This window comes from Cytobacillus firmus (assembly GCF_023612095.1).
Lineage (GTDB): Bacteria > Bacillota > Bacilli > Bacillales > Cytobacillaceae > Cytobacillus.
Map to the genome: position 1 here is coordinate 3,574,438 of NZ_CP086235.1, position 12,933 is coordinate 3,587,370.

Here is a 12,933-nt window from a genome sequence, read left to right on the forward strand (position 1 = left end):
AAGAGTTTGGTTTGTACTTTTTACGGGAATTAATTATTAGTAATACTTTGATGAAGGATTCTAACTGTAAAAAAAACTCCATACTTTTCATTCACAGTTATTCATTTTTGGGCTATAATAAGCTTATATTTACATGCATGCCTATTGAGATAACACTAAAGGAGGATTACATATACATGGGTACAATTATTATTATCGGTGTAATGGTTGCTTTCCTTGCTGCTATTTTCACTTCTGGCTATGACGACAAGCCAGGCGTAAGCAAAAAATAAGCTGCTGATCTATTCAGCAGCTTTTTTCTTATTTCAATATACTCCTACCTTAAATCCATCTTGTTCTTCTGAACAAAATCCTTCATATACATGCGTGTCTGCTTTTCGAGCATGCCGGCAATTTGACTGGTCCAGGTGTCCTTCCGCTTGCCGCTTGTACGCACATCATAATACTCGGAAATAATTTCATTATACACTTCCAGCTCTTGGCGGTATGCTGTTTCTTCCTGATTATACTCATTTTCATGATAAATGTGCTGAAGAGGGAGACGCGGTTTTTTATCGTTCTTTTTAGAGGGGTATCCAACAGCAAGTCCAAACAAAGGAATCACACGATCTGGTGTTTTTAATAGCTCAGCCACTCCCTCCAGATTGTTTCTTATTCCGCCAATATAGCAGATCCCAAGTCCCAGCGATTCTGCAGCAATGACAGCATTCTGCGCAGCCAAAGCAGCATCAATGACAGCCACCATAAACTTTTCTGTGCTTTCAATAGATGGAATTACATTTTTATTTTCCATTTGTCCGATGACTTCATGACGATGCAGATCAGCACAAAACACGAAAAAATGGCCATTTTCAGCTACATAGTTCTGATTGCCTGCCACTTCAGCAAGTTTCGCTTTCTTTTCTTTATCTGTCACACCGATTATTGAATAGGCCTGGACAAAACTTGAAGTGGATGCAGCTTGAGCAGAAAGTACAATTGTTTCAATATGCTCTTTTGAAAGAGGCCTGTCTTCAAAATTCCGGACGGAACGATGGTCCATCAGCAAATTGGTAACTTCATTCATCACATCTCATCCTTTCCATATGTACTTTTTCATTTTACCCAGAGAAGAAAGTTTTCTCCAAAGGAAAAGGCCTGATAATCATTCAGGCCCTGTGTTTTCCTATGTTAAATGTAAGTATTCCTGCTGGCGCAGTGCTTCATAGACAAGAATGGCAGCTGTGTTGGATAAGTTAAGCGAACGGATATTATTGTTAATTGGCACCTTTAATAAGCGCTCTTTGCTGCTTTCAATAACATCCTTTGGAAGACCGGCCGTTTCCTTGCCGAAAATAAAATAATAATCCTTCTCGACTCTGCTATAGTCAAAAGTGGAATATGGCTTGGTGCCATCCTTTGTTAAGTAGAAGTATTCCCCTTGTTCAGTGTTCTTAAAGAAATCGTCCAATGAATCATGATAAACAATTTTTACAAATTGCCAGTAATCCAAGCCTGCCCGCTTCAGCATTTTATCATCTGTTGAAAAGCCGAGCGGCCGGATCAGATGCAATGTCGTATCAGTAGCCGCGCAGGTACGGGCTATATTGCCTGTGTTGGCCGGAATTTCCGGCTGATATAATACTACATGCAATCCCACTTTTTTCACCTCTAAATTAAATCTGCATGTGTTATTATATCACGTTGAAATCACCATACAAATTACTGGTCATCAGTAATTGTCAAAAATTTATATTTAATATTTGGTGTATAAGCTGTTGAATCTTCATAAGCCCAATAGCGCATTCGGCTGTTATAGGTGTGGGCATTGACGAGGGGCATTCCTGATGCATCTTTGCCCGTTACGATCGTTGTATGGTCAAAGCGCCCGTCTCCCTGGAAATCATAGCAAATGACATCTCCTATTAAGAGCTGATCCGGACTGGAGACTTCCTCGGCCCTCAATCCTAAATTTGAACTGGGCAGATACCACCGCATTGAATTCGCTACTGTCCAGCTGTAGCTCCAATTCCCGGTTCTCATCCACCAGCCTTTTCCGCGGTTGGGGTATCCCCTCATCGGGCCGCCGCCTGCATGAAGGCACTGGGAAATATAATTGGTGCAATCCACCTCAAATTTCTTATAGGCCGGATTATAAGTGTTCCACCATTTTTCTGCATACTGTACAGCCTTCATGCGGTCATATTCATACTCATACCTTTCTTCCTCTTCAAATTCCCGGTCTAAAGACGCTTCTTCTTTTTTACTATCTTTAAAAGGATTTTTCTCCCGGTCTTCAACAAATACTCCTTTATAGAAGTCGGCTGTCCGCTCTTCAATCTCTTCCTCCATATAAATTATGCCTTTTTGTTTAATTAAATATTTGAAGTGAACTCTATATTCAACCGGAGTCACATCTTCCTTCTCTATGCCGACACTGATCACTTTTCCGGCTGCCTGTGCTTTCACAATCTCACCGGAGCGGCCGGAAAGAGATTCTTTCTTTTTTTCAATCTTAGGGCATGTATGAATTGAACTTCTTGAATGGGAAACGCACTGCTGCACTCTTTTCTTTAACAGTTCATGAAGCTGGTCCCTCACGCACCTCACTCCTCTCCTATTCAATACATATGAGAGGAAGCAAAGGACTTTGCTTATTTTTTCGCGCAATCCTGCAGTAAATCAGCGAGCTGGCCAGTTACTGCGGTCATACAGAAAAAAAAACCATAAAAAAAAGAGGGGTTTCTGCCCCCTCATTGTTCAAAAAAACTTAAACCCTTTTCTATTTCAGCAATGACTTCTCCGTCTTTCTCCTGCTGCAATGCCTGTTTTAGTGCAGGCATTGATTTTTCCCCGCCTATTTTCCCGAGTGCCCATGCGGCCGTTCCCCGGATCACCGGCCTCGGATCTTCTTTCATAACTTTAATCAGGTCTTCTGCCGCTGTCTCATCTTTGTAGTGAGCCAGGGCGATGATGGCATTTCGCTGGATCGGCTTTTTCCCTCTCCAGGAACCTGAGACCGGGCCATATTTTTCTTTGAACTCACGGTTGCTGATAAAAAGAAGCGGCCTTAAAAGCGGCTTTGCCACTTCCGGATCCGGCTCCATTTCATCATGCAGATGAAAATCCTTGCCTTTATTTTCAGGACAAACGGTTTGACAGGTGTCGCACCCATAAAGCCTGTTCCCCAGCTTTTCTCTATATGGCTCTGCGAGAAAGCCCTTTGTCTGTGTCAAAAAGGCAATGCATTTCTGTGCATCAAGCTGGCCTCCCTGAATTAAAGCCCCTGTCGGGCAGACCTCAACACATTTATTGCAGCTTCCGCATTTGTCTTCCATTGGCTTATCAGGCTCAAAAGGCAGATTTGTTATCATTTCTCCGAGATAAACATACGATCCGAATTCCGGTGTGATGATGGAACAGTTTTTTCCGCTCCAGCCGATTCCCGCACGCTGGGCAACGGCCCGATCCACCAGCTCACCTGTATCCACCATGGATTTGCAAATCGCATCAGGAATTCTTGACTGAATGAATTCCTCAAGCTTCTGAAGACGTTCCCTCAGGATATGATGATAGTCTTTCCCCCATGAAGCCCGGCAGAAAATTCCCCTTCTTTCACCTCTTTTGCTGACAACCCTGACCTTCATTTTGGAAGGGTAAGCAACAGCAATTGAGATAATAGATCTGGGCTTATCCATTAGCAGGCCGGGATTCACCCTTTTCTCAATATCAGGTTCCTCAAATCCTGACTGATAGTGAAGCTCCTGCTGGCGAATCAGCCTGTTTTTCATTTCATCAAAAGTACCAGCTGTCGTAAAACCAATTTTATCAATGCCAATTGTTTTGCTGTATTCAATCACTTCCTGCTTGAATTGTCCAAAGTCCATTGTATGACCTCCTTTCGTGGAAATTTAATTTTATATGAAAGTCTTTAATTTATTGAATCACCGCTTATTATGATAAACTATTTTAAAGTAATTTTGGAGGTGGAAAGCATGGAAATTAAGATAGCTCGAGAGCTGTTCAAATTATTGCCTCATTTTAAAATTGGATTTATTACATATAAAGATATCGAAGTCGGACAATCTCCTCAAATGGTAAAGGGCAGACTCCAATTATTTCAGGAATCTATTTATTTCGATTTAGAGGATAAGAGTGTTACAGAATTTGAAGGGATCAAGGAATGGCGGCAGATCTTCAAAACAGCAGGCAAGGATCCGAACCGCTATCGCCACTCTGCTGAAGCACTGTACAGAAGAATTCAAAAACAAAATTATCTTCAGCCGGTCAACAGCTCCATCGATATTAACAATTTCTTTTCCCTGGAATACCAAATACCGATCGGTGTATATGATGCCGATAAGCTTTCAGGCCATCTGACTATCAGGTTAGGCAAAGAAGGCGAAGAATATAACGGCTTAAACGGAAGACCCAATTCGCTTGCCAATTTAATTATCAGTGAAGATGCGGAAGGGCCATTTGGCAGTCCGTTTGTGGACTCTGAAAGGACAGCTGTCACCGAACAGACTAAAAATGCCGTTCAAATTGTTTATTTGCGCCCTTCTCTGGAAATCGAAAAGGCTGAAAAAATGACAGAGTCATTAATGAACATGTACACTCAAGTGCATGGCGGAGAAGGAAGCTTTAAGGTAATTGGATGTTAGTCACTTATATAGAAATCGTGTGGAATCTGCGGATGCCGCCCGATTTTTTTAAAAATAGCCGACGAACATGAAAAAACGCAATACCTCGTTCTTTTTGAACGAAACACTGCGTTGGCTATGTATGGAGCGGGTGAAGGGAATCGAACCCTCATCATCAGCTTGGAAGGCTGAGGTTTTACCACTAAACTACACCCGCATTAATATATTATTTTTAGCTACTGACTTTTTTCCCGTTCTTGCATGCCTCTTCCTCTAAAAGCTGATTCAAGGAAGCCTATGCGTCGAGGCAACTCGAAGCCGATTCATGGATGTGTCGCTCGTGGCTGAGGTTTTACCACTAAACTACACCCGAGTTTGTGAATGTATATTCAATCATAAATACAAATATGAATAAACATTTTGTCGAATCAACTATTTCATAGTACTAAATTCAGCGTGAGTGGTCAACCCTTTTTGAGAAATTTGTCGAAAAAATAGAGAGGGGCTATTTCCCCCTCCCTGCTTATACCCACCACATTTCTGAAGGCTGCTCTTCGATTAAGATGGTTTTAAGGTTCCTTACTGCTCTTGAAAATCCTTCTTCAATCGACATAAGCGGATCTTCGTGCTCGATGCTGACAACGTAGTCATAACCAAACGTGCGCAAGGCGCTCATCATATCAGACCATTCCTGCAGGCTGTGTCCGCACCCGACTGACCTGAATGTCCACGCCCTGGTCTGGACATTGCCATATGGCTGCATATCCGTTAACCCGTACATATTCACATTTTCCTGGTCAATATAGGTATCTTTAGCATGAAAATGATGAATGGCATTTTCTTTTCCCAGTATCTTGATTGCTGCCACAGGGTCGATGCCCTGCCACCATAAATGGCTAGGATCCAGATTGGCCCCAATCGCGTCACATGTTTCTTCCCTTAATTTTAAAAGCGTGTAAGGAGTGTGCACTAGGAATCCTCCGTGCAGCTCGAGACCGATTTTCACATTATGGTCTTTGGCAAATTGTCCTGCTTTCTTCCAGTAAGGAATGAGCTTCTCCTCCCATTGCCATTTCAGCACTTCTCCATACTCATTCGGCCACGGTGCGACCGGCCAATTCGGATGCTTTGCCCCTTCCCCGTCACCTGCAGTGCCGGAAAAACAGTTAACAACCGGAACATTCATTAAGCTCGCTAACTTAATTGTGTCGTATAATACACGGTCCGATTCCTCTGCAAATGCTTTATCAGGTGAGATCGGGTTGCCATGGCAGCTGAATGCGCTGATTTCCAGTCTCCTCGACAAAACCTTGTTAAGGTAATCATCCCGAAGTTCATCGCTTTCCAAAAGCTCCTGCAGGCTGCAGTGAGCGTTACCGGGATAGGCTCCAGTTCCGATTTCAACAGCCTTAAGACCTGCAGCTTTCACATGATCGAGCATATCCTCAAAATTTTTGTCAGCAAATAGTACGGTAAATACGCCGAGCTTCACAAAATCCCCTCCCTAATATAATTCTCGTTTGCTGCTGCTATAAATCGCATCGATAATCCTGGTTGTCTGTAAAGCTTCTTCTGCTTTAACCATAAATTCTTCCCTGCCCAAACAGCTGTTTATAAAGTTCAGTGCCTGCGTTAAAGCATAGTCATCTTCTCCAGGGAGCCACTCTGAATGTGTATTCAGGAGCATCCCATATTTAGATTGATTTAACCTGAATGGAAATAAATCCATGCCTCCATGCTGCCCTGAAAGGCTGAGGCTTTCATCATCCCTTTCAATATTGGCAGACCAGGAAGTCTCAAAAAGAAGGGAAGCGCCATTCGCAAATTTTATGTAAGCTGTCACATGATCATCTACATTAAAGGATTGATGGTCAAAGCTGCCCCATAGATTCACCTGATCAGGCATTTTGCTTAATGTATTATAAGCTGTTCCAGATACCTCCGTTTCCGCCGGGTTTCCAAGAAGCCACAGCGAGAGGTCAAGCAGGTGGCAGCCGTAATCAATCAAGCTTCCGCCGCCCTGAAGCTCCTTATTGGTAAAAACACCCCAGCCCGGCACCTTTCTTCTTCTCATCGCTCTTGCCCTGGCTGCAAACGGAGTGCCAATTTCATTTTCTGAAATGAGTTTTTTGGCAGCCTGTGCCTCTTTCATGAACCGGTAGTGATAAGCAATGGCTAATACCTTCCCGGACCTGTCTCTTGCCTCTATCATTTTCCTGCATTCTTCTGCCGTCATGGCCATCGGCTTCTCACACAAAACATGCAGTCCAGCCTCCAGCGCAGCAGCGGTAATTTCAGCATGAAACTTATTCGGTGTACAAATAACCACGGCATCTGTTTCAGTGAATACTTCTTTATAATCTGTAAAAACGCTGCTGATTCCAAACTTTTTTGCAGCCTGCAGTGCAGTATCCTCATTCACATCGCAGATAGCTGTTATGGAAGCACTGTCCGATAATTTCATTAACACGGGAATATGCCGGGATTGGGCAATTCCTCCAGCACCGATAATTCCGATCCGAAGTTTCTTCATGGATGCACCTCAACTGATTCTGACAATCTGCTTGGTTTCGCTGGACTCCAGCGCAGCCAGAATCACCTGGAGCGACTTCATCCCCTCGGAACCTGAGATGGCAGGCTCCTGTTCATTTAGAATACTTTCAACAAAATGGTCAATGACACCTGAACTCTTTTGCCCGCCTTCTTCATTTGTCTGGATTCCGCCGAGCTCGTACTTCACTGTTTCACCGTTTGCATACTGAACAATGAGAGAGTTCACCGGATCATCCTCGAGTCTCAAAATCGCTTTCTCACCATAAATAATTGTAGAATTGTCTTCTCTAGATACGTAAGACCAGCTTGCAGCCAATGTACCGATCACACCGCTTTCCGTTTTCAAAACGCATACGGCTGTATCATCGACATCAGCATCCATTTTGGCACTCGTCTCGACAAATGCTCCCACCTCAGCAAACTCTTCACCCAGCAGATAACGCAAGAGATCCGTCTTATGGACACCAAGGTCACCCATCGCGCCAATAAAAGCCTGATCCTTTTTGAAGAACCAGCTTTCTTTGCCATCTGCACTCCATCCCTCCGGCCCGCCATGGCCAAAAGCTGTCCGGAAACTGTAGATTTTTCCTGCTTCGCCTCTTGCAATCAATTCCTTTGCTTTTTTATGAGACGGAACAAAGCGCTGATTATGAGCAATCATTAATTTCTTTCCACTTTTTCGGGCTGCCTCTATCATGTCCTCTGCCTCTTCCTTAGATGTGGCCATTGGCTTTTCACATAAAACATGCTTGCCCGCGTTCAATGCTGCAACTGAAATAGGGGCATGCAGATAATTCGGGGTACAGACGCTCACTGCATCTATATCCTTATCAGCTAACAGTTCCCTATAATCGGTGTACGCCTTCACCTCGTAAAGGTCAGCAAATCCTTTTGCACGCTCTTCATTAATATCACATACTGCTGCAATGACAGCCCCGCTGCTTGCATGATATTCAGGCATGTGCCGATGCTTGGCTATACTTCCGCATCCAATGATCCCAATCTTGAGTTTTTTCATTTTAATTCCACTCCTTCATGTTTCACACTGATTCTCTCAAGCGGCTTCGCATTTCCATAGACCGGTACCGGAAGATCAGCCGGCTTCGCCCACTTAACAGCATTTTTAATAACCTTCTGAACGTCCTTATGATAATAGGTTGGATACGTTTCATGCCCCGGGCGGAAATAAAAGATTCTTCCCTTTCCCCTCTTGTATGTACAGCCGCTCCGGAAAACTTCCCCGCCTTCAAACCAGCTCACCATAACTAGCTCATCCGGTGCAGGAATATCAAAATGTTCTCCATACATCTCTTCTTTTTCAAGCTCAATATATTCTCCAAGTCCTTCTGCAATCGGATGGCTCGGGTCTACAATCCAAATTCGTTCCTTTTCATCCGCTTCTCTCCACTTTAAATCACAGGAAGTTCCCATCAGCACTTTAAAAATTTTAGAAAAATGGCCTGAATGAAGTACAATCAGCCCCATTCCATCGAGAACTCTTTGTTTTACTTTTTCGACGATTGCATCCTCAACTTCCCCATGCGCCAGATGCCCCCACCAGACTAAAACATCTGTTTCCTGTAAAACAGCATCACTGAGTCCATGTTCGGACTCATCCAATGTCGCTGTCTTTACCTTGAAATCTTCTCCATTTAAAAAATCGGCAATGGCACCGTGGATGCCATCTGGATAGACTTCCCTTACCTTTTCATCCTTTTGCTCATGACGATTCTCATTCCAGACAAGCACGTTAATCATCGATCTTCCTCCTTCTTAATTTATACTTCTATATTCATTTGGGGAAATTCCCTCATTCTTTTTAAAGACTTTGCTAAAATACTTTTCATCCTGATAGCCAACCTGGAAAGCAATTTCATAGATTTTCAGTTTATGGTTCTGCAAGAGCTCCTTGGCCTTGTTCATTCGGACCTTCGTTATAAAGTCTGTAATAGTAGCCTGATATTCCTGTTTAAACTTCCTGGAGATGTACTCCCTGCTTAAATAAAATCTGTCTGCAATTTCCTGCAGATTAATATCTTTGTTATAGCTTTCCAGCAGAAACTGTTCTATTTGCTGAATCACATTCATCTCCCTGTTTTGCTCCTGCCGGCATTCTTCTGGAGAATTTTGCTGCTTCCATTCTTTAATGGCTTTCTCCAGGATTTCATTCAAAATGTCCGGATCGATAGGCTTCAAGATATAATCAAAGCTTTTATAACAGATGGCATTCCTCATATAATCAAAATCATCATAGCCGCTGACAACAATCGTCTTGCTGGATAGATCTGAAGAATGTATCCATTTTAAAAGGCTTATGCCATCTCTCTTTGGCATGCTCATATCTGTGAATATGATTTCCGGGCGATGCTCTTTAATCAGCTTTACGGCCTCATTTCCATCTGCCGCCTCCATGATCGTGTCAATTCCAAAGCGGCTCCACTCTCCCAGAAGCATTAAGCCTTCCCGCACATGCTGTTCATCATCCACAATAATTGCTTTCATCTTTTCCACCTTCCATCCTTTTTGGAAGTTTAATAGAAACAAGCAGCCCGCCCTGCTCAAGGTTCTTAAGCTGCAGGTAAGCCCGTCTGCCATAATAAAGCTTTAACCGGACATAAACATTCTTCAGTCCGATATTCATTGACTCTCCCTTATGCCCTATTCTTTCATTCATCAAAAACATCTGGATTTCCTCCAGCCTGCTCACCGACACACCTATACCATTATCCTCAATTAAAATATCCAGATAAAATTCATCCTGTATGCAGGTTATTTTAACCTCTCCAGTTTTTTCGCGTGCATCAAAGCCGTGCTTAAAGTAATTCTCCACTAAAGGCTGTAAAATCATTTTCGGGACAGGAAACTGCAATGCTTCTTCATCAAGCTGAAAATTGAACTGAAGCTGATCACCAAACCGCTCCTTTTGCAGCAGGAGGTAGGCCTTGGTATGCTCGATCTCTTTTTGAAGAGGAACCATTCCCTCCTCCATATTCATGCTGTACCTCATGATTTTTGAAAGGCGGGTAACAGAAGAATAAATTTGCGGACCCTGATTTTTCAAGGCCGCAGTTCCAATTGACTGCAATGCATTGTATAAAAAATGCGGATTAACCTGTGACTGCAGAACCTTAAGCTGGTTTGTCTTATTTTCAAGCTGAAGCTTATACTCCCGATTAATCAGATCATTGATTTTATCGATCATTTGCCTGAATCGATCCCCGAGATAACCAATCTCATCATGGCCGAAAGATTTAAAACGGACATCGAGATTTCCCTTTTCAACCTGATCGATATTTTTCAGGAGGATTCTGATGGGAGAGGTAATTCTGACAGAAATAAATAGCGTTGCGAGAATAACCAGGCACAGCCCGATAACACCAAACATGATATTGATTTTCGCCACACTAAATGCACTTTCATATAAAGTGGTATATGGGACTCGCTTGACAAGATACCAGCCGCCTGAATTTTGCGATAATTGATCGTATATCATTACACCGCTGAATGTATCTTCCTCCCATTCAGCCGTGCCATTTTCTTTATTTGCCCCTATCACCCAATCAATCCACTCAGGCGTTTTATCTCCGTTTTCAGCTTCATCCGTTGAACGGTAGATCATGTCACCTTCAGGAGATATAATATAGAATTCTTCATTTTCCCCCGAATAAAGATTGCGGCTGATATTGGTTATTTGATCCGGTGAAAACTCCAATGATATATAGGCCAATAGATCATCCGCCGGAATATTGATTAAAGACCGGTGAAGCGTAATTACGTTCTCAGGCTTCTTTTCATCAGGATCCTTTATCTTATGGACGGGCTCAAGAAACATATTGTTTGGACTTTCTTCCGCTTTTTCGTAATATTCCTGATTGGCATTTGTCAGCCTCTTTGAAAACACAACAGTAGAGCGGCGTGACGCTGTTATGAGCCGATCTTCCTTTGCAACTGCAATATTAACCCGTTTGATATTTTCCTCAGCATACAATATGGTCGAAATGACATTTCTTACAGCTTCGACAGCCTGATAATTATTTTCCTTCCTGGGATCCTTTAAAAAGTTGATAAAACCCGGATTATTGTAGAGAGATAGTGTCAGCCCATCCAGTTCATTTATGTACCCCTCCAGGTTCACTTTGCCTTGATATAATAGATTGCTATTTTCTTTAATGGCCTGGTCCTTCAAGGACTCGGCTGTATGATAGTAAGTGATGATAATGGACGCTCCAAATGGAACGATTGTGGCAACCATTAATAGAACAATCAGTTTATTCCTAATGCTCCTTTTGAACATTTACATCCCCCGCTGCTATCTCTTTTACAATAGTATAAAGCAACTTCCCTTTTTGGGGATGCCTTTTTTGCTATGGAATCTATCAGATTATAAAAATAGAAAACAGAAAGCATATCTTTCGCAGACATGCTTCCCGTTTCACCAAATTTATTTCAAGTTATCCCAGGATGCCTGGAAGCGTTCAACAACCGTATCATAATCAATTTTTCCGGCAGCATATTCCTGGATTGTTGCTGCAAACTCTTTATTTGCACCATCCGGCCATCTGAACCATGTCCAAGGAATCGTTTTCTCTTCCTTAGAATACTCAAGAATATGCTTTCCAAGTGGCCCCAAACCTGTTGGCTCAATATTGTCAAAGGCTGGAATGAAAGCAAACTCTTCTGTGATATAACGCTTTCCTGTTTCAGATGAAACCATCCAGTCAAGGAATAACTTGGCTTCTTCAAGATGCTCAGAGTTTTTGTTTAAAACCCAGTTGTTCGGCACGCCTACCGGTAATCGGTCAGTATCCGCTACATCATCAGTCAGCGGAATCGGAAGGAATCCCATATTAATGTCAGGGTCGATTTCAAGAATCATGTTCTCCGTCCAGTTCCCCTGCTGAAGCATAGCTGTTTTGCCGGAAGCAAATAGTGTGACTTGCGTATTGTAATCAGTTGTTAACGGATTATCATTTCCAAAGTTAATTTCAGTATCAAGTACTTCTTTAAATTCTTTAAATTTATCATTGCCGGTCAACTTTTCAGATCCGCTGTATAAGCCTTCGATAAATGCTACAGGATCCTCCTGCTGTGCAAATGGAATGTTTAACAAATGCTGCCCAATGACCCACCACTCACCGTAACCGGCAGAGAAAGGGGTAATTCCTTTATCTTTGAGCTTTTTAGCAGCATCCTTCAGTTCAGAAATTGTATTAGGCGGTTCAGTAATTCCCGCTTCTTTGAATAAATCCTTGTTATAAATAAACCCGTATCCTTCCAGGTTTACAGGCATTCCATAAAGCTTGCCATCTGTATCGGTCGTTGGAACCTTACCAATTGGAAGCACATGCTCTGCCCACGGCTCATTTGAAAGGTCAGCAAGATGCTCTTTCCAAAGCTCCAGTTCCTTAAATCCGCCATTGTTAAAAATGTCAGGCTGTTCTCCGGAAGCAAACTTCGCTTTTAAAGCGGCACCATAGTCAGCACCGCCTCCGACTGACTCAAGCTTAATTTTAATATTTGGATGCTCTTTTTCGAATTCGCCAATCATTTCCTGAAGCTGATCGGCAATCTCCACTTTAAATTGGAACATGTTCAGTGTTACCACTTCATCACCATTCTTTGAATCATCCTTAGGCTTTTCATCCCCTGAAGAGCTGGAAGAAGAACAGCCCGCCATAATGCCGGCCATCAGAATCAATGACAGCAGTAATAGAGCAAAGCGTTTCATTTTGTTTCCCCCCTGAATAATTTTTTATAT

12 protein-coding genes and 1 tRNA gene are annotated in these 12,933 nt (G+C 42.7%); 1 reads left to right on the forward strand and 12 read right to left on the reverse strand.

Annotated elements, in window-relative coordinates; genetic code table 11:
- Positions 1-316: 316 nt before the first annotated feature.
- From nfsA to queG, 4 genes are all read right to left on the reverse strand, one after another.
- Entirely contained in the window at positions 317-1,066 is a 750-nt protein-coding gene (gene nfsA, locus LLY41_RS17985; RefSeq protein WP_304586020.1) for an oxygen-insensitive NADPH nitroreductase, read from the reverse strand.
- Between the two features lie 99 nt (positions 1,067-1,165).
- Positions 1,166-1,639 carry a tRNA (uridine(34)/cytosine(34)/5-carboxymethylaminomethyluridine(34)-2'-O)-methyltransferase TrmL gene (gene trmL / locus LLY41_RS17990; protein ID WP_095243677.1) on the reverse strand — a complete coding sequence of 158 codons (474 nt, stop codon included), beginning with the start codon at positions 1,637-1,639 and terminating at the stop codon, positions 1,166-1,168.
- Positions 1,640-1,701: 62 nt separating this feature from the next.
- Complete coding sequence (locus LLY41_RS17995) at positions 1,702-2,580, reverse strand: amidase domain-containing protein (RefSeq protein ID WP_304586022.1); 879 nt, start codon at positions 2,578-2,580, stop codon at positions 1,702-1,704.
- A 152-nt stretch (positions 2,581-2,732) separates the two neighbouring features.
- On the reverse strand, positions 2,733-3,866 hold the full coding sequence (gene queG / locus LLY41_RS18000) for a tRNA epoxyqueuosine(34) reductase QueG (RefSeq protein WP_304586024.1): 1,134 nt from the start codon (positions 3,864-3,866) through the stop codon (positions 2,733-2,735).
- A 108-nt stretch (positions 3,867-3,974) separates the two neighbouring features.
- Here queG and LLY41_RS18005 point away from each other — a divergent pair, with 108 nt between their 5' ends.
- A complete protein-coding gene (locus LLY41_RS18005) occupies positions 3,975-4,643 on the forward strand; it encodes a B3/B4 domain-containing protein (RefSeq protein ID WP_095243674.1) in 669 nt (222 codons plus the stop codon).
- A 122-nt stretch (positions 4,644-4,765) separates the two neighbouring features.
- On the opposite strand, the gene LLY41_RS18010 is transcribed toward LLY41_RS18005, so the two are convergent.
- The 8 genes from LLY41_RS18010 to LLY41_RS18045 form a co-directional block, all read right to left on the reverse strand.
- Positions 4,766-4,839: transfer RNA gene (locus LLY41_RS18010), tRNA-Gly, on the reverse strand.
- 306 nt (positions 4,840-5,145) lie between these two features.
- The gene (locus LLY41_RS18015; protein ID WP_095243673.1) at positions 5,146-6,114 is read right to left on the reverse strand and encodes a sugar phosphate isomerase/epimerase family protein; all 969 of its coding nucleotides are present in this window, start codon (positions 6,112-6,114) and stop codon (positions 5,146-5,148) included.
- A 12-nt stretch (positions 6,115-6,126) separates the two neighbouring features.
- Complete coding sequence (locus LLY41_RS18020) at positions 6,127-7,155, reverse strand: Gfo/Idh/MocA family protein (RefSeq protein ID WP_304586027.1); 1,029 nt, start codon at positions 7,153-7,155, stop codon at positions 6,127-6,129.
- A gap of 9 nt (positions 7,156-7,164) precedes the next feature.
- Positions 7,165-8,193: a Gfo/Idh/MocA family protein gene (locus LLY41_RS18025; RefSeq protein ID WP_304586028.1), complete on the reverse strand. Its 1,029-nt coding sequence runs from the start codon at positions 8,191-8,193 to the stop codon at positions 7,165-7,167.
- On the reverse strand, positions 8,190-8,933 hold the full coding sequence (locus LLY41_RS18030) for a ThuA domain-containing protein (protein ID WP_304586029.1): 744 nt from the start codon (positions 8,931-8,933) through the stop codon (positions 8,190-8,192). The genes LLY41_RS18025 and LLY41_RS18030 overlap by 4 nt, the downstream gene beginning before the upstream one ends.
- 15 nt (positions 8,934-8,948) lie before the next feature.
- Complete coding sequence (locus LLY41_RS18035; protein ID WP_304586030.1) at positions 8,949-9,677, reverse strand: response regulator transcription factor; 729 nt, start codon at positions 9,675-9,677, stop codon at positions 8,949-8,951.
- Positions 9,655-11,469, reverse strand: coding sequence for a sensor histidine kinase (locus tag LLY41_RS18040; protein ID WP_304586031.1), 1,815 nt, complete (start codon positions 11,467-11,469; stop codon positions 9,655-9,657). The genes LLY41_RS18035 and LLY41_RS18040 overlap by 23 nt, the downstream gene beginning before the upstream one ends.
- 147 nt (positions 11,470-11,616) lie before the next feature.
- The gene (locus tag LLY41_RS18045; RefSeq protein ID WP_304586033.1) at positions 11,617-12,903 is read right to left on the reverse strand and encodes an ABC transporter substrate-binding protein; all 1,287 of its coding nucleotides are present in this window, start codon (positions 12,901-12,903) and stop codon (positions 11,617-11,619) included.
- Between the last annotated feature and the right edge of the window lie 30 nt (positions 12,904-12,933).

Bases quoted from the DNA above. Each gene is read 5' to 3' on its own strand.
- nfsA (WP_304586020.1), bottom strand. From the start codon at position 1,066: ATGAATGAAGTTACCAATTTGCTGATGGACCATCGTTCCGTCCGGAAT.
- queG (WP_304586024.1), bottom strand. From the start codon at position 3,866: ATGGACTTTGGACAATTCAAGCAGGAAGTGATTGAATACAGCAAAACA.
- LLY41_RS18005 (WP_095243674.1), top strand. From the start codon at position 3,975: ATGGAAATTAAGATAGCTCGAGAGCTGTTCAAATTATTGCCTCATTTT.
- LLY41_RS18020 (WP_304586027.1), bottom strand. From the start codon at position 7,155: ATGAAGAAACTTCGGATCGGAATTATCGGTGCTGGAGGAATTGCCCAA.
- LLY41_RS18025 (WP_304586028.1), bottom strand. From the start codon at position 8,193: ATGAAAAAACTCAAGATTGGGATCATTGGATGCGGAAGTATAGCCAAG.
- LLY41_RS18030 (WP_304586029.1), bottom strand. From the start codon at position 8,933: ATGATTAACGTGCTTGTCTGGAATGAGAATCGTCATGAGCAAAAGGAT.
- LLY41_RS18035 (WP_304586030.1), bottom strand. From the start codon at position 9,677: ATGAAAGCAATTATTGTGGATGATGAACAGCATGTGCGGGAAGGCTTA.
- LLY41_RS18040 (WP_304586031.1), bottom strand. From the start codon at position 11,469: ATGTTCAAAAGGAGCATTAGGAATAAACTGATTGTTCTATTAATGGTT.
- LLY41_RS18045 (WP_304586033.1), bottom strand. From the start codon at position 12,903: ATGAAACGCTTTGCTCTATTACTGCTGTCATTGATTCTGATGGCCGGC.